This is a genomic window from Microcoleus sp. Pol17C6, assembly GCF_036701145.1.
Taxonomy (GTDB): Bacteria; Cyanobacteriota; Cyanobacteriia; order Cyanobacteriales; family Microcoleaceae; genus Microcoleus.
This window is the reverse complement of the sequence record NZ_JAUBQH010000005.1, coordinates 52,534-68,443: the sequence shown is the minus strand read 5'-3', so window position 1 is coordinate 68,443 and position 15,910 is coordinate 52,534. Positions and strand designations below refer to the sequence as shown.

General features: G+C 44.5%; 15 protein-coding genes. 5 read left to right on the top strand and 10 right to left on the bottom strand.

Annotated features, from left to right (window positions below):
• Nucleotide 1 precedes the first annotated feature (1 nt).
• The gene (locus QUA25_RS04250; protein WP_333035847.1) at nucleotides 2–1,645 is read right to left on the bottom strand and encodes an AAA family ATPase; all 1,644 of its coding nucleotides are present in this window, start codon (nucleotides 1,643–1,645) and stop codon (nucleotides 2–4) included.
• Nucleotides 1,646–1,686: 41 nt separating this feature from the next.
• Entirely contained in the window at nucleotides 1,687–1,857 is a 171-nt protein-coding gene (locus QUA25_RS04245; protein ID WP_333035845.1) for a hypothetical protein, read from the bottom strand.
• Nucleotides 1,858–1,915: 58 nt separating this feature from the next.
• Here QUA25_RS04245 and QUA25_RS04240 point away from each other — a divergent pair, with 58 nt between their 5' ends.
• Nucleotides 1,916–3,568 carry an FAD-dependent oxidoreductase gene (locus tag QUA25_RS04240; protein ID WP_333035844.1) on the top strand — a complete coding sequence of 551 codons (1,653 nt, stop codon included), beginning with the start codon at nucleotides 1,916–1,918 and terminating at the stop codon, nucleotides 3,566–3,568.
• Nucleotides 3,569–3,639: 71 nt separating this feature from the next.
• Here the strand turns inward: QUA25_RS04240 and QUA25_RS04235 are convergent, their stop codons facing one another.
• Nucleotides 3,640–4,017, bottom strand: a complete 378-nt coding sequence (locus QUA25_RS04235; protein ID WP_333035842.1) for a GxxExxY protein — start codon at nucleotides 4,015–4,017, stop codon at nucleotides 3,640–3,642.
• Nucleotides 4,018–4,174: 157 nt separating this feature from the next.
• On the opposite strand from QUA25_RS04235, the gene QUA25_RS04230 reads away from it, so the two are divergent.
• Together QUA25_RS04230 and QUA25_RS04225 are read left to right on the top strand one after the other, a co-directional pair.
• Nucleotides 4,175–6,898, top strand: coding sequence for a valine--tRNA ligase (locus QUA25_RS04230; protein ID WP_333035840.1), 2,724 nt, complete (start codon nucleotides 4,175–4,177; stop codon nucleotides 6,896–6,898).
• Nucleotides 6,899–7,171: 273 nt separating this feature from the next.
• Nucleotides 7,172–7,669 (top strand): hypothetical protein, encoded by a 498-nt coding sequence (locus QUA25_RS04225; RefSeq protein WP_333035839.1) that lies wholly within the window; start codon nucleotides 7,172–7,174, stop codon nucleotides 7,667–7,669.
• Between the two features lie 142 nt (nucleotides 7,670–7,811).
• Here the strand turns inward: QUA25_RS04225 and crtB are convergent, their stop codons facing one another.
• Together crtB and pds are read right to left on the bottom strand one after the other, a co-directional pair.
• On the bottom strand, nucleotides 7,812–8,741 hold the full coding sequence (crtB, locus tag QUA25_RS04220; protein WP_333035836.1) for a 15-cis-phytoene synthase CrtB: 930 nt from the start codon (nucleotides 8,739–8,741) through the stop codon (nucleotides 7,812–7,814).
• Between the two features lie 91 nt (nucleotides 8,742–8,832).
• Nucleotides 8,833–10,206, bottom strand: coding sequence for a 15-cis-phytoene desaturase (gene pds / locus QUA25_RS04215; protein WP_333035833.1), 1,374 nt, complete (start codon nucleotides 10,204–10,206; stop codon nucleotides 8,833–8,835).
• 196 nt (nucleotides 10,207–10,402) lie between these two features.
• Here pds and QUA25_RS04210 point away from each other — a divergent pair, with 196 nt between their 5' ends.
• On the top strand, nucleotides 10,403–10,963 hold the full coding sequence (locus tag QUA25_RS04210; protein ID WP_333035831.1) for a DUF6009 family protein: 561 nt from the start codon (nucleotides 10,403–10,405) through the stop codon (nucleotides 10,961–10,963).
• 90 nt (nucleotides 10,964–11,053) lie between these two features.
• Nucleotides 11,054–11,695: a restriction endonuclease subunit R gene (locus QUA25_RS04205; RefSeq protein ID WP_445242195.1), complete on the top strand. Its 642-nt coding sequence runs from the start codon at nucleotides 11,054–11,056 to the stop codon at nucleotides 11,693–11,695.
• A 77-nt stretch (nucleotides 11,696–11,772) separates the two neighbouring features.
• Here QUA25_RS04205 and QUA25_RS04200 read toward each other — a convergent pair whose 3' ends face one another.
• The 5 genes from QUA25_RS04200 to QUA25_RS04180 form a co-directional block, all read right to left on the bottom strand.
• Entirely contained in the window at nucleotides 11,773–13,035 is a 1,263-nt protein-coding gene (locus QUA25_RS04200; RefSeq protein ID WP_333035830.1) for a hypothetical protein, read from the bottom strand.
• A gap of 86 nt (nucleotides 13,036–13,121) precedes the next feature.
• On the bottom strand, nucleotides 13,122–14,210 hold the full coding sequence (locus tag QUA25_RS04195) for an SPFH domain-containing protein (RefSeq protein WP_333035829.1): 1,089 nt from the start codon (nucleotides 14,208–14,210) through the stop codon (nucleotides 13,122–13,124).
• A 122-nt stretch (nucleotides 14,211–14,332) separates the two neighbouring features.
• A complete protein-coding gene (locus QUA25_RS04190; protein WP_333035828.1) occupies nucleotides 14,333–15,103 on the bottom strand; it encodes a Uma2 family endonuclease in 771 nt (256 codons plus the stop codon).
• Between the two features lie 68 nt (nucleotides 15,104–15,171).
• Complete coding sequence (vapC, locus tag QUA25_RS04185) at nucleotides 15,172–15,579, bottom strand: type II toxin-antitoxin system tRNA(fMet)-specific endonuclease VapC (RefSeq protein ID WP_333035826.1); 408 nt, start codon at nucleotides 15,577–15,579, stop codon at nucleotides 15,172–15,174.
• Nucleotides 15,576–15,830, bottom strand: a complete 255-nt coding sequence (locus QUA25_RS04180; RefSeq protein ID WP_333035824.1) for a hypothetical protein — start codon at nucleotides 15,828–15,830, stop codon at nucleotides 15,576–15,578. The genes vapC and QUA25_RS04180 overlap by 4 nt, the downstream gene beginning before the upstream one ends.
• Nucleotides 15,831–15,910 lie beyond the last annotated feature (80 nt).

Below are 15,910 nucleotides of genomic sequence, written 5' to 3'. Positions count from 1 at the left end.
GTCAATAGCCCAATTTATTCTTGATATTCTCCCAAAGAAACTCATCCATTTTTTCCAGGCTATCAAAGAAGTATTCTTCGAGGTATGGCTCAATTTCCATTTGCCAAATATCTTGGATATCTTCAGCTAAGGTTTTTGTCAAAAAGAAGGAGATGCCTAGTTCATAGTGTTTGTTGTTAATTGCCCGATTGACATCTTCTAGAATGCTAGTTAATTTATCAACTGGGAAACCTGTTTCCTCTCTGTGGTGATACTGTCGCAGGACTTCATAGTTTGGATAGACGGGAATGAATGCGAAGCGGCGGCGGAGTGCGTTATCGACTAAGGCAATAGAACGGTCTGCTGTGTTCATTGTGCCGATAATGCGGACATTTTTAGGTATTCTAAATTGTTCGCTACTGGCTAATTTAACGGTGCGATCGCGGTCATCAAGCAAATACATTAACTCTCCAAATACCTGAGATAAATTTGCGCGATTAATTTCATCAATAATGAGAACGCAAGTGTCTTCACAGGCTTCGGCTTGTTTGCAAAATTCTAGGAACCTGCCGGGAACTATGGGATAAGTTAATTCCCCATTTTGACTTTGGGGACGGATGCCTTGGATGAAGTCTTCATAAGTATAAGCTGGATGAAATTGGATAATGTCTGAAAAGCCGTCACCGCCACCGATTAAGTGTTGGGCTAGTTTTTCAGCAATGAAGGTTTTTCCGGTTCCGGGCGGGCCTTGGATGATGGCTTGTTGTTTGCGGTTAATGGTGCGTATCCAGCGATCGAGTTCAGATGTTTGAAAACCAGTAATATAAGAAAAATATTCTAAAGGATAGACTGGATTAAGTTCTTCTTCATATGCTGAATAACTTTCCCTGAAAAGAATATCTGAATCATCATCGTACCGCTTGGCACATAAAAATAATGGAAATATTTGTTGAAATGTATTTGTTATTTTTTGAATTAACCGTTTAGCAGAATATCCTAATAGTTCTTCCGATTCAAGTGATATATCAATCTGAAGATTAGTAATTGTGTTATTTTTTATTGGGGGTGGCAGTTCGGATAGAGAAATAATATGTTCTACTAATTCATAAATAGATTTTTTAGGTTCCATAGATATGGAACGAGATTCCGGCAAAGGAGAATTCACACGAATTATTTTCTGAGTTAAAGAGCAATAATATTGATTGGGGAGAGTGTAACGTTTAAGCATTCCCATTACATCGACTCTATCTATATAATTGCGTTGATAATTATTTAGTATGTGACTAACACAATCTTTTTCTGCATAAAACCCAAAGGTTAAATTTTGGCGATCGAATATTAGCATTAACTGAGCATCATCTAGAGACCTGCTATATTCAAGACCAAAAGCTACACTATAAACCATTAAGCAAGAAGATAATGTTCTAATTTTGTTGGTAGAGGCAAGTTTTTCCCACTTAATACTTATATGTTTTTTGATAAAACATGGCAACATCTCTTCCACCTGACTTGAAATATGCTTTAACGGCTGTTCTAAATATTTTAAGAAATCTTTTTTACGTGCCATATAAAAATCCGACCAGTCCTCAGCCGCAGAAAATTCTTCCAATAATTTAAATGTCTCTGCTGAAAAAGGACATTCAGGATGTACAAAAACTTTTTGCATTTTTTCGGTATGTTTAAGGTGACTCAATTGTTGTTTTTAAATTATTGTAACCGATCGCCCTTCCCGACACCAGATATCTGAGATGCGATCGCACCCACCATCATTACCCTCATCAATTGCCCTGCCAAACCAGTAACACTGGCAAAACCTCTAACAACAGTTGCCGGAAAATTTAAACTTGTGTCGAAATTATCTAAACGTGCTATATTCAATTCCGTCAACCCTGAACTGTGCTTTCAGGTAATGCAAATTTACAAACGAGTCAACTGAATGCTCTCTACTTTTAAGAAATTAGCTTCAATTGCAATTATCTTTGCCGCCCTAAAACTTTTACTTAATTATCCAGTTTTCAGAGAAATAGAAAATTATATCGCAAATAGAGACCCAGCAAGTGCTACCTTAGACGCTGGAAATCTGCCGCAAAAACCCAGCAGCCCGCCTCCGGTAGTTCCCAAAAAATCACCGGAGCAAAAGTTTGATGTAGTAGTATATGGTGATGAAGTACCGGGGATATGTGCGGCGATATGGGCTAAGAAAACTTTAGGCGCAAAGGGCAAAGTTGCGATCGTGCGATCAAACTACGGAAGAGCACCTTTGGGCGGCTTACTCACCCGCGGCGGTTTAGCTTACATCGATGTAGATAAAATCCCCGGTTGGTATCGCCAACCTTACGCGCAATGTTTTAAGGAATTCTTAGATAAAGCGGATGCGCCCGAATCTTGCTTAGACCCAAAAAAGGCAGATAGAGCTCTCAAACAGATGCTTTCAGCAGCCGGAATCAAAGTTATTTCCAACTCAACTCTTACTCCCCGCGTCGTCGATAAAAAAATTGAATATGCCGAAGTAAAAGGCAGCAATCTCATAATTAAAGCCAACTCTTTTATTGACGTAACTCAAGACGCCGAATTGGCAAGAAAATCAGGGTTATCTTATTATACAGGATATGAATCTCAAAATATAAAATCCAAAAATGAAACTTTAGCTGTCTCTGTAGTTCCGAGAATCACGGGTATAACGATGTCCGAATTCCGCAGCATAGAAGATGAAATTCTCTACAACAGGCCTTTGGTAAAAAAGATTAAAGAAAGCATTATGAAATCTAAAGATCCGGCTAGTACAAAATTCTGGATGAGGAATTTCTGGAGTACGATTTATCAGCCATATACAGACGGGTACGACATCAGAAGCGTAGCTATAGGTGCAGCGTATCACATAGACAGAAAGCTGCCCTTCAGTCAAAATAAAGGATTCTTTTTTGATAAAGGCAATGTCTGCGTTTATAACAAAAATGTGCTGTCTTGGAACGGGTTTCTGTTTAAATACCAAGTTGACCAAATCATGAAGATGGAAGCTAACGGCAGAAAACCGACTCCTGAAATGATTAGAGAAATGTCATTTCTCCAATACTGGCTACAAAAGAAGTCTGGTAAAGATGTGAGAGTATTTATTCCTGACGAGATTTATATCAGGCAAACTTTGAACGTTCGCGATGTGGTAGATCCGCTGACGGGGCAGGAGATTATCAAAGGGGGAACAGTACCCGAAAAGTCGATCGGCAGTTTTTCCTACGATTTCGATATGCGGGGCGGAGTCAAGAATTTATCTGCGAGAATTCCGCCGCTGCCAGTCTATAATTTCGGGATAGAAAGTGCTTTAGCTAGCAAAGTGAAGAATTTAGCCATAGTCGGGCGATCGTCCGGTTATGTCGGTATGGCTGTATCCGTCGGGCGAATTGCGACAGTGAATATTTATCAAGGACAAGGTGTGGGCGTGGCGGCTGCCTTGGCTAGCAAGTTCGGCGTACCTCTGAATTCGATTACTTCGGCTGAAACGAAAAAAGCTCTTGAGACTTTAACGGGGAAAACGACGTATTTGTCGGGGAGAGATACGAGTTATGGAGTTGATTATAAAGAGGTGAAATAATTAGAGATATTAAGAGGATTTAACCGCAGAGGGCGCAGAGGGCGCAGAGAAGAGAGGGATGAGAGGTTTATTTAGGAGAGGATGAGGCGGCGGATTCCTTCTTTTAAAAAGCGGACGTTAAAGTTGATGAGAAGACCGAGAGGATAACCAGTCATTTTCAGATATGAAATAACTTGAGCTTCATGGATAGGAAGTATAGTTTGGACTGACTTTAATTCAACTACGATAGTGTTGGCAACCAGCATATCGTATCTGCCTTCCCCAACCACAACACCTTTATAAGTTACATTTACTGTAGGTTGAGGTTGAAAAGGAATTCCCCGGCGCGAGAGTTCTTCACGCAACGAATTCTCATATACCGCTTCCAAAAACCCCGGCCCCAACTCCTTATGAACCTCCATTGCTGACCCAATCACAGCATAAGTCAACTCATTAAGCTCCTCTCCCAACTCTCCTCTCTCCTCTTCTCAAACCTAGATCGCAATCATAACCCAAAACCCTCCCAGCATTCTTCCCTCTGCGCCCTCTGCGCCCTCTGCGGTTCAAAACTCTTCTCCTCCCTCTCCTGTGGCACAATCTTAAATAAGATCAAACTCTCAAGCCACCATGACCGCAAACCTACCCCCCCAATACGACCCCCAAGCCACCGAAGCGAAGTGGCAAAAATACTGGGAAGACAACCAAACCTTCAAAGCTGACCCAGAAGCCGGCGGCGAACCTTACTGCGTTGTCATTCCGCCGCCCAACGTGACCGGCAGCCTCCACATGGGACACGCTTTTGAAGAGACGCTGATTGATGTCCTCGTCCGCTATCACCGCATGACTGGACGCAATACCCTATGGTTGCCGGGAACGGATCATGCTAGCATCGCAGTTCAAACTATTCTCGAAAAGCAACTCAAAGCAGAAGGCAAAACTCGTCACGATTTAGGCCGAGAAAAATTCTTGGAACGGGCCTGGGAGTGGAAAGCGGAATCGGGCAATACTATTACTAATCAATTACGCAGTTTGGGCGTGTCTGTTGATTGGTCGCGCGAACGCTTTACGATGGATGAAGGCTTATCCGCTGCGGTTTTAGAAGCGTTTGTCCGTCTGTACGATGAGGGGCTGATTTATCGCGGCAATTACTTGGTGAATTGGTGTCCAGCCAGTCAGTCTGCTGTGTCGGATTTGGAGGTAGACCAGCAGGAAGTTGACGGGCATTTGTGGCATTTCCGCTATCCTTTGACGGATGGTTCTGGTTATTTGGAGGTGGCGACGACTCGGCCGGAAACGATGTTGGGCGATACTGGGGTGGCTGTGAATCCACAGGACGATCGCTACAAGCATCTTATCGGTAAAACTGTGACTTTGCCGATCGTGAATCGCGAAATCCCAATCATTGCTGATGAGTTTGTCGATCCGACTTTCGGAACTGGTTGTGTCAAGGTGACACCCGCCCACGATCCGAATGACTTCGAGATGGGTAAGCGTCACAATTTGCCGTTTATTAACATTATGAATAAGGACGGCACTTTAAATGAAAATGCCGGAGAGTTCCAGGGACAAGATCGATTTGTTGCCCGGAAAAATGTGGTGCAGCGGTTAGAAACTGACGGGGTTTTGGTTAAAATAGAAGATTACAAGCATACAGTACCCTACAGCGAACGCGGCAAAGTTCCGGTCGAACCGTTGCTATCTACTCAATGGTTTGTGAAGATAAACCCTCTTTCTCAACGCGCTTTAGAAGCATTAGATCAAAGTAACTCACCAGTCTTTGTTCCTGACAGATGGACAAAGGTTTATCGCGATTGGCTGGTGAAGCTAAAGGATTGGTGTATCTCCAGACAATTGTGGTGGGGACACCAAATTCCGGCTTGGTATGCTGTTAGCGAAACCCAAGGAGAAATTACTGATACAACACCTTTTATAGTTGCGAAAACAGAAGCTGAAGCTAAGGAAAAAGCTACGGCTAAATTTGGTAATGACGTGCAGCTAGCAAGAGATCCAGATGTATTGGATACTTGGTTTTCATCTGGGTTGTGGCCTTTCTCAACTCTGGGATGGCCGGACGAAACTAAAGATTTGGATTTTTACTATCCGACAACTACTTTGGTTACAGGTTTTGATATCATCTTTTTCTGGGTAGCTAGAATGACGATGATGGCAGGACATTTTACTGGAAAGATGCCTTTTGATACTGTTTACATTCACGGTTTGGTGTTGGATGAAAACGGTCAGAAAATGTCTAAGAGTAAAAATAACGGTATTGACCCGCTGCTGTTGATTGGCAAGTACGGTACTGATGCTTTGCGCTACACTTTGGTTAAGGAAGTGGTAGGGGCAGGTCAAAATATTCGCATGGAGTACGATCGCAAAACTGATGAATCGAAATCGGTGGAAGCTTCCCGGAACTTCACGAATAAGTTGTGGAATGCGGCTAGGTTTGTGATGATGAATTTGGAGGGACAGACTCCGCAACAATTGGGAAGTCCTTCTGTGGGAGGTGGTTTGGAATTGTGCGATCGCTGGATTCTTTCTCGCTATTATCAAGTTGTGCAAGAAAGCCGCAATTGTTTGGAAAGTTACGGTTTGGGGGAAGCGGCGAAGGGACTTTATGAGTTTATTTGGGGCGATTTTTGCGACTGGTATATTGAGTTAGTCAAATCTCGCTTGCAACAAGATGCTGAACCAAATTCTAAGAAAGTGGCACAGCAAACTTTTGCTTTTGTGTTGGAGGGTATTCTGAAACTGCTGCATCCTTTTATGCCGCACATTACTGAGGAGATTTGGCACACTCTGACTCAAACAGGTGACGATCAATGTTTGGCTTTGCAAGCTTATCCTGAAGCGGATATCTCGCTCATTGATGCTGAATTAGAACAGCAGTTTGAGTTGTTGTTCGGTACAATTCGCACAGTTCGCAATTTGCGGGCAGATGCTGATATCAAACCCAGTGTGAAGGTGACGGCGATTTTGCAAAGCGAAAGCGAGAAAGAACGCCAAATCCTCTCAGATGGAGGCGTTTACATTCAGGATTTGGCAAAAGTCGAAAATCTGACAGTTACTGCTAGTTTGGATACAGATTTGGGACAGACAATTGCTGGGGTTGTAGGTACTGTGCAAGTATTGATTCCTCTGGCTGGGGTGGTCGATTTGGCGGCTTTGCGTGCTAAGTTAGAAAAGAAGTTGAGTAAGGTGGAAGCTGAAATTAAGCATACTGCGGCGCGCTTGACTAATCAGAAGTTTGTGGATAAGGCTACTCCTGATGTGGTTCAGGGGGCGAGGGATGCTTTGGCGGAAGCCGAAAAACAGGCCGAGATTTTGCGCGATCGGCTAAAGGTGTTTTAATAGTTGACAGTTGACTGTTGACTGTTAAGTTGAGGCGCATCTAAATTGTACAGTCAAGGTAGTATGGGTTTTCTGTCTGAGTCACAATCCTCTCGATCCCCCCTAACCCCCCTTAAAAAGGGGGGGACAAAAGCGCTCAAAGTCCCCCTTCTTAAGGGGGATTTAGGGGGATCGAGTCTCGGCTACAAGCGAGATATACAAATAACTAATAACCAATAACTAATAACCAATAATTAATACCCAATTACCACTTACCAATCACTAATTACCCTCATGCTATATTTAGCCCAAATACAAAATCAGGAAAATTTAGGCGAGATAAGTCTGCAATTGCTGGCTTGCCAAAATTCTGATGATACTTGGGCTATTCTTAGTGAAGAAAGTTTCTTGACATTACCGAAAGATTTTGCTCAAAATCCAATTAACTCTGCAACTAATGTTTTAAATGAAGGGATGCTAGTATTAGCAGATATTGGCGAAAATAACCAGGTTGTAAATATTCAACCAGCTACAAACTGGGTACTACAATTAGTTGAGAAATATTTAACAACAGGCTTTACTCCCGATTTTTTGCAGCAAGAAGCCCAGAAAGCCGAAGATTGGCGGCAATCTCTCACTTTGCAGAGTCAAGAATTGTCTCGCCGCTTGATTGAAGTTGAAGCCCGCCGAGAACAAATTCAAAATTTAGAAGCAAAACTCCAGCAGGAAAAGCAATTGTTGGAAAGTTCGATCGCCCAATTGCAAATTCCGCCCGCTACTCCACTAATTTGACTTAAATTAACACACCAAACCTAGGGACACGGCACTAGCGCATCCCCACAAACCTCATATGCAATTTGCTGGACATCATATAATTTGTAACTTGACAAATACCCCTTACCCGTTGCCGAATCGCCAGCACAATTGCCTGCGGCTAAAGCACTTTTGACTTCAGCCAAGCAGCGGGGAGACACCGCAGTTTCTGAGAATTGCTAACATAAGCCCGCTTCTGAAACACATCATATTGATTGCGTTCGATCGCATTTAAGATCCTGCTGTACAGCATAGTAGCAGCCCAAACAGTCCAGCGGATATCGGGACTGAGCACTTTAATTCCGGGCTCGGCGCTGGCGTATAATTTGCGAGCTCGCTGAATTTGAAACCGCATCAATTCCCGCCAGCGGTTGTCAATTACACCGTTGAATAAATCTTCTTCGGTGTAGTTAAACAAGGCTAAGTCTTCTAAGGGAATGTAAATGCGGCCGCGGCGGGCATCTTCTCCGACATCGCGCAGAATATTAGTCAACTGCTTAGCAATACCCAGGGCTATCGCTTCTTCTTTGGGAATTCTATTCCCCCAATGCCAATTCCAGTTAGCAGCGGAGTTCGATTCGCCTACACCCATGACAGACATCGACATCAGCCCTACAGTACCCGCTACTCGATAACAGTAAAGATTGAGCTCTTCAAAAGTTTCGTAGCGGCTACGGTACAAGTCCATTTGCTGGCCCGCAATCATCTCTCGAAACGGCTGAATGTCGATCGGGAAACGAGACAGCGTATCCACCAACGCTACGTCGTAGTCGTCGTGAGGATGGCCGGCAAACACCGATTCTAGCCGTTTTTCCCACAGATTGAGGGTTTCAGGGGTCGTTGCATCAGAACCCGGCCCGTCTACGAGTTCGTCGGTGCGGCGGCACCAGACGTAAATCGCCCAAATCGCCCGACGCTTGGCTTCGGGCATGAGTTGAGTGCCTAAATAAAAATTTTTGGCATAACTCGCCGTGACTTGGCGGCACAGTTCGTAAGAGTCATCCACAGAGGCCAGAGTTCTCATGCACTGGAGTTTTGACAGTTGCAGCATCCGAGAATAAGAAATTTAAAGATTAGAACTGATTTTCCCCCGTTTAGAAAACGGGAGATTTTTTACGTCTTTATGAAAAATTCTTAATTTTTCATTGGTTATTGGCCGTTGAAATAGCCTGCGCTGTCAGCTTACCAGAAAGCACGGCACCTTCCATACTCGCAAGATAACGCTGCATCGTATAATCCCCCGTTAGATAGAAATTTCTAATGGGAGTTGTTTGTGTGGGACGGCACTGCTGGCGTCCGGGAGTGGCTTTGTAGACGGAACGTGGGGTTTTGACTACGTGATATTTGAGCAGTTTGGCGGGTTCTGGGATTTGATCGGGAAAGAGTTTTTCTAACTCGACCATTGTGGCTGCGACGATATCTTCGTCAGATTTTCCGATCCAGTCTTTTGCCGGTGCTAAAACCAGTTCCAGCATTGATTTGTCTGGGTTGGCATATTCGCGGCAGGTGTTGCTCATGTCGGCGTAGACGCTCAGCAGGGGCGATCGCGAGAACAGCAAATGGTCGATATCAGTTAATTTGCGATCGAACCACAAGTGTACATTAATCACGGGTACTCCCTCCAAGCCTTCGAGCTGTTTGAAATAATCCATTTCGCCCCAAGGTTTCGGCATCATCAGCTTCAGCGGGTCAACCGGCATCGCGGAAACGTAAATATCGGCCGTCAGAATTTCTGACTCTGCCCCTTTTACTCCCCGAATCTGGAAGCCGCGCACCGTGTTGTCATCGTTGAGCAAAAACTCCCCGATGGGTGCATTCAGCCGGACTTCACCGCCGCGCTCAGTTATGTAGTCTACCATCGGCTGACACAACCTCTCTGTGGGGGAACCGTCTAAAAAGGCCATTTTCGAGCCATTTTTCTCTTGCAAGAAGCGGTTGAGGGCTGTCAGCAGTATGGTTGCAGATATTTCGTGGGGGTCAATGAAGTTGAGCGCCTTGGACATGGCGATAAATACTTCTTTTTCGACTCTGGGGGGGACGTTTTGCTTTTTCAGCCAGTCGGAAAACGAGTATTTGTCCATTGCTTCGACATAGTTTTGACCCTGAAGCATCGCCGGAATCAAACCGATGCCAAAGCGGATTTTTTCGGGCCAGGTGAGCATATCGTTGTTGCTCAAGATGGCTGCGACGCCGTTGAAGGGGGCCGGAAGGTCGGGAAAGTCAAAGCGGGAATAGGTTCCGGGGGTTTCCGGCTGATTGAAAATCATGCTGTGTTCTTTCCATTGCAGCCGGTCTTCAATGTCAAGTTCTTTGAAGAGTTGGAGCATATTCGGGTATGCGCCGAAGAAGATGTGGAGGCCGGTTTCGTACCAGTCGCCGTCCGCATCTTTCCAGGCGGCTACTTTGCCGCCGAGTACGTCCCGACTTTCTAGGAGGATGGGGGTGTGGCCCGCGTCGGTAAGATATTTAGCGCAGGAAAGTCCTGCTAAGCCGGCTCCGGCGATCGCAACTCGCATTTGATACTACTTGGCCTCTGTGTTCGCTTCGGTTTAATTATACTTTACAACTCGTTACATTTTTTTGGGAACTGGGGAAGGTGAGGCGAGGGGTGCGGGGATGCTCTGAGTTATTTTTGGCGTCGTTGAGTTATGGCATTGCCATATTCGCCATGCGTGCTATAATCGGGTTATCATCCACATAGAGGTAAAAATTATGGCCAGTTTTGTCAGAGACGAGACGTTAGTACACGAAGCTAAAATTGTATGGCTTGTAGAAGAGGAAGAGATCAGTAAAATGCCTTGGGTGCGAGAGAGTGAAGTAGATTTTTGTAGCAGAAAAGGGGTCTCTAAAGAACGTCTTTCAGAGCTTCAGAAAGAAGGTCAAATCCTGTTGGGAACTGCAGAATTAAAAGATGGTGCTCCCCCTACTTTTACTGAAGGAAATTACGAGTATTTTAACAGACGGATTTTCACAATTAGAGAAAAAGACTTTGAAGTTTACAAAGTAAATCACCCACTAGAAGCAGTGGAACCATTAAGTGTAGAACCCAAACTCAAGGGTCTACCTCCGAGTAAAAAATCTCAAATAGCTGTTAGAGTTCCTCCTAGTCTTTTTAGCAAGCTCAAAAGATATGTTCAGCAAACGGGCATATCTCAAACTGATGTCATAGTTAGCGCCCTAGCTAAACACCTAGATTCTGTCGAAGGTGTACCCATGATTCAGAGGATACTAGAACTGGAAAAGAGAGTTGATGCGTTGGAAAGCAAGAGTTAATAGAGGCAGTAATTAGGCTAACAATCCATTTGTAAGGTGGCAACGCCCACCGTACAACACAATCTGTATAGACTTTAAACTTAGTGTAAAATGATGGTACAAACAATTCAAGCTAGAAATATTGCACTGAATGATTTGGAAACCCACTTCAAAATTGAGTGGGTTGAAGATGACCAATTCTTTCGCGAGTGGCAAGATGATTTGGCAGAAATCAGCGATTATGAAAAACAGCGGCTGGACAGAGTGAAGGCAAGTTACAGGAATTTGCTCAAACATCCGCCACTTCTAGAAAATACAGTCAAAATGGTTGTGCTGTCTCCTTTTTTGGATTTAGCGGATTTTTATCTGGCTCCTTTTCATGTTACTTCAGAAAAATCTGTAGAAATTGTGGACGAAGATGAGGGAGTAATTGTGAAGGGACAGTTGGATGTTTTGGCTTTGTTTCAGGAGTTTTGGGTAGTAGTTATTGAATCTAAGAAAGCGGCGTTTTCTTTGGAGGTCGGGATTCCGCAGTTACTAGCTTATATGTTAGCTAATCTGAATAGCGCTCGACCTACTTACGGATTGTTAATGAATGGCTCTAATTTTCTGTTTGTCAAGTTAGTTAAGCGGGAAACACCGCAGTACGCTTTTTCTCGCTGGTTTTCTATGTTCAATCCGGGGAATGATTTGTACAGTGTGCTGAGTATTTTGAAGCGCCTCGGTGAGTTGAATGTGGGCAATATAGTTTAGAAAGCGATCGCGATCTTCTGCGGGCGATCGCTCAGAGACGCGGTTGTACTTCGTTTAAATAAAAAATGAACAATGAACTAATTAGAAGAGGGAACAGGCGCTGGCGGTAATTTTTGGCTCGGTACAGGTGCGCTAGAGGGAATAGGAACTGGCGGTAATTGTTGTCTCGGTACAGGTAGGGAAGTTGGTTGGGGTTGCGGTTGAGGCAAACCGGGAACACGGATATATCTCCAATTACCAGTAAACAATAGGTACATAACACCCGCAAGCACGACACCACTAACAACAGCAGCAGTAATTTTCCAAACACTGTAGGGACGTTCGCCTTGAACTTCAGCGGTGCGTGCATTAACCATTACTTGATATCGTTGGTTTTGATAACGATAGGCACACAGCCACACAGGTAGCAAAATATGCTTAAAAGTGATACCACTGTAATCAGTAGAAATGCTGTGAACCCGCTGTTCGTCGCCACCAATATTCCTACAAACATCCGAGTGAATAGTACCGGCCATGACATTTTTAGCAGATTCAAATCCTTGAGTGAGAGAAACTTGCGATCGCTGCGCTTCAAACCCAGCTAAATAAGATGAATTGTAAGGGCGCAGCGACTCCTTGAGATGCCAAGGTTCTAACGCATCCAGACGCGGGCGATCGATCAAACTTGTAGCCGGAATCAGAATATCATCAAAAGTGCGATCGACTTTCCCAGAAGCAGGCCACCACCTGGTATGTTGGACTTCGCGAGTTTTAGTTTCAGTTTCGCCCTGCGAGTTTGTTTCCGTATAAGTTTCAGTCACATAGTAGTGTTCTCCGCGAGAACCTTGATAGTAACTAACCGTATAAGTGTCGTAAGTCCAAAACGGCAAATAAACCCCTTGAATTTGCTCCTGTTGCGCTAGGGATTTCAAAGCAGAAGGAGCAAACCAGCGGTTGCTTAGCCACTTCTGAATGCTTTCTCTGGCCTGTTTATCAGTAACTTCAAAAGGAACAATTCCCTCTGGATGCAAGCTAGGGCTAGCTTTTTCAGGTTGCGTCACAATTGGCGAAGCACAAAATGGGCATTTACCCGCTACTTTCGGCGGTTCAAAAGTAACACTTGCTCCGCAATCATTGCATTTTACTTCAAGGGCTGTTGTTGATAAAGTTGTCAGCGTTGTGCGATCGAGTTGGAGATATTGTTCGTAAGAGTTCTCCTTTACCTCTTCAGCAGTTTGGGGAATTGCATCCTCCCAGCCGCAGTAAGCACACTTGAGCTTTCCTGCTTGGGGGTTGAACTCTAAATAAGCCCCGCAGCTAGGACAAGGAAAACGTTTAACAGCAGGTTCAGAAGTATTCATAATGGTTAATTGGTGATGTAATTGATAATTGGTAATCGAGAAACCATACCAATTACCAATTACCAATTAACTAAATATGCAAAATTTTAGGCGGCGGCTGGCGGGGGAGGCGGCGGTACTGTCGCCAACAAAGATGCTAATTCCGGCACTTGCGATGCTAACTTCCAGCCGTCAAAACCCGCACGCCACACCATTACCTGATGTGTCAAACCATTTTGCAAAAGTTGCTCCAATCCAAAAGGGCCTGATTGTTGACCGTTTTGGGCAATATACCACTGAGTTTGTATTGGCGGGGGAGGTGGCGGCGGAGTCTGCGATGCTGGCGGCTGCATCATATTTGTCATTTGCTGACCTAGTGCCATTCCCATGCCCAATTCTAATCCTTGATTGCCGCCGCTGGGGTTATTTGCTGATGCTTCTACGGCGTTAGCAGCTTGATATTGGGTATATTGCTGCATATTTCCCAGAAGTCCGATCGAGGCTCGTTTGTCGAGTGCTTCTTCAACTTCTGGAGGCATCGAGATATTTTCAATTAATATCTGAGTTAATTCTAACCCGAACTGCTGGATACTTGGCTCTATGGCAACTCGTACCTGTTCGCCCATGTGGGTGTAGTTGGCTGCAAAGTCCAGCAGGGGAACGCGGGAATTGCCAACCCAATTGGCAAAGGCACTGACTATTGTATTGCGGAGTTGATCGGTGATTTCATCTACTTGAAATAGCCCGTCAGTGCTGATTAGTTGTTTTAAGAGTTTTTCTGGATGGGAAACTTTGATGTTGTATGTGCCAAAAGCCCGCATTCTCACTGGGCCGAGTTCTGGATCGCGGATAATTACAGGGTTAGATGTTCCCCATCTCAGGTTGGTAAATATTTTGGTGTTAAAAAAGTAGACTTCTGCTTTAAAGGGAGAGTTGAAACCGTAGGGCCAACCTTTTAAGGTACTCAGAACGGGTAAGTTGCGGGTGTACAGTTCGTGCATTCCCGGATCGAAGACATCGGCAACTTTGCCTTCGCTGACAAAGACTGCTATTTGTCCTGGCCGTACAGTTAGTTTAGCACCTTGTTTAATTTCGTTTTGATGACGCTCGAATCGATAGGCAATGGTGTCGCTGGTATTGTCCAACCATTCGATGATATCGACAAATTCGCCGCGAATCTTGTCAAAGAGTCCCATAGATTTATTTGGGGTTGTTGTTTGATTTTAGCTTCAATAGGAGCGATCGATATTCCCGATCGCCATTGTAAAGTTTTTACGTGCGATCGCTGGGGAGGGGCGCGATCGCACTTGCAGACAATTCATAATTTCGGTTCAATTCCAGCCGATCGCAACTGAGCGCGCAATTGCTCTAATTGGTCTTCGGCGCGATCGGCTCTTTGCCGCTCTTGTTCTGCTCTTTCAGATCCAGATAACAACAGATTCCCTTCACTATCCCACCAGCGCAACCAAGGTAATTCCACATTTTGATACACTCCTTGCCAAATCCCCAATTCCACTCCTAACGGTGCGATCGGATAATGACCTCGCTCATTTGCAGCAACTAATTGATACCTATCTTCGATCAGGTGATAGACTTCAACACTAGCCTTGGTTACTTCATAAATTCCGTAAAATGCCGGATGGATGACATTTTCATAAATCCAGAATTTACCCGGCTTAGTTTCCTGTTGACCCGATCGCAATAAAGGCGTTCTGTCCCGTTCTTCTGCCCCATTGCCCGATACAAATTCTAACACAATTAACGGTGATACAAACTCTTGCCACATCACATAAGAACGGCGCAATTGATCGTCAATTGTTGGCGGGACATTAGGTACATAAAACCAGTCCGGTGCTTCCGCACCCCGTTCTAGCGGCTCAGTTAATCGCCAGTAAATGCCGCAGTCTTGACCGATGCAATAGTTACCGTCAGCGTGGATTCTTTGCAAAACGGGAGTAATTGAATCGGTTAATAGAATGCTTTGGGGATGTTCTTGAAAGTTTTTCACAAAAGTGCCGTCGGATTCTGGTAATTGAGTGTGATCCGGCCAGCCTGCGGGATTGTTTTCGACATCGAGGGTGAATTTCATAATTTTATTTTGATTGCAGGCATTGTTGGAGCGAGATTGTGATTGTAGGCGAACCCGATACATCTAACTCATGCCTCTATCTCCCAATCTTCCAGACGCAAACCCTCAACACGGCTGAACTCGCGGGTATTGTGAGTTACAAGAATTAGGTTGTTGGCAAGAGCAATACAGGAAATCAAAAGGTCATTAGGGCCAATGGGTGTTCCAGATGCAGCTAATTGAGCGCGAATTTGACCGTAAATTAGGGCAGACTGGTCATCAAAGGGAAGAGATATGAAGCGATTCAAAAAATCTTGCTGTTGGGCGATCGAGCGATCGGGATTGTTGCTTTTCATAGATCCATAGAACAGTTCAGCTTTAACAACAGAACATACTGCGACATCCTGTGAAGGTAGAGCCTGCAACCTTTGCAAAACTCCAATCGATCTGCCGTTCAAGTAACCGATACAGGTATTAGTATCCAGTAAATAAATCACAGCAATTCCTCTCGCTCTTCATATTCCCCTTGCTCTCCTCGAACTAAAGGTTCATCCTGAAAGCACCCGAAAGTTCTCTCAAAAAAACCTGGCGGCCAGCCTAAATCTTCCGGTGTTTTACCCTCAGTTGCAATTGCTATGGGCTGGAAAATTACAATAACTTCCAAATCTGTATCTTTGATACCACCGGGGATTTGCAAATGCAACATCCCGTCGGAACCAACGCGCGATCGTACTTTAATACTTTGCATAATTAACCCGCTAAATTTGCTTTCTATTCTAGTTTAAACAGCATAGGTTGGGCCAGTAAAACGAACCCAACAAATAATGC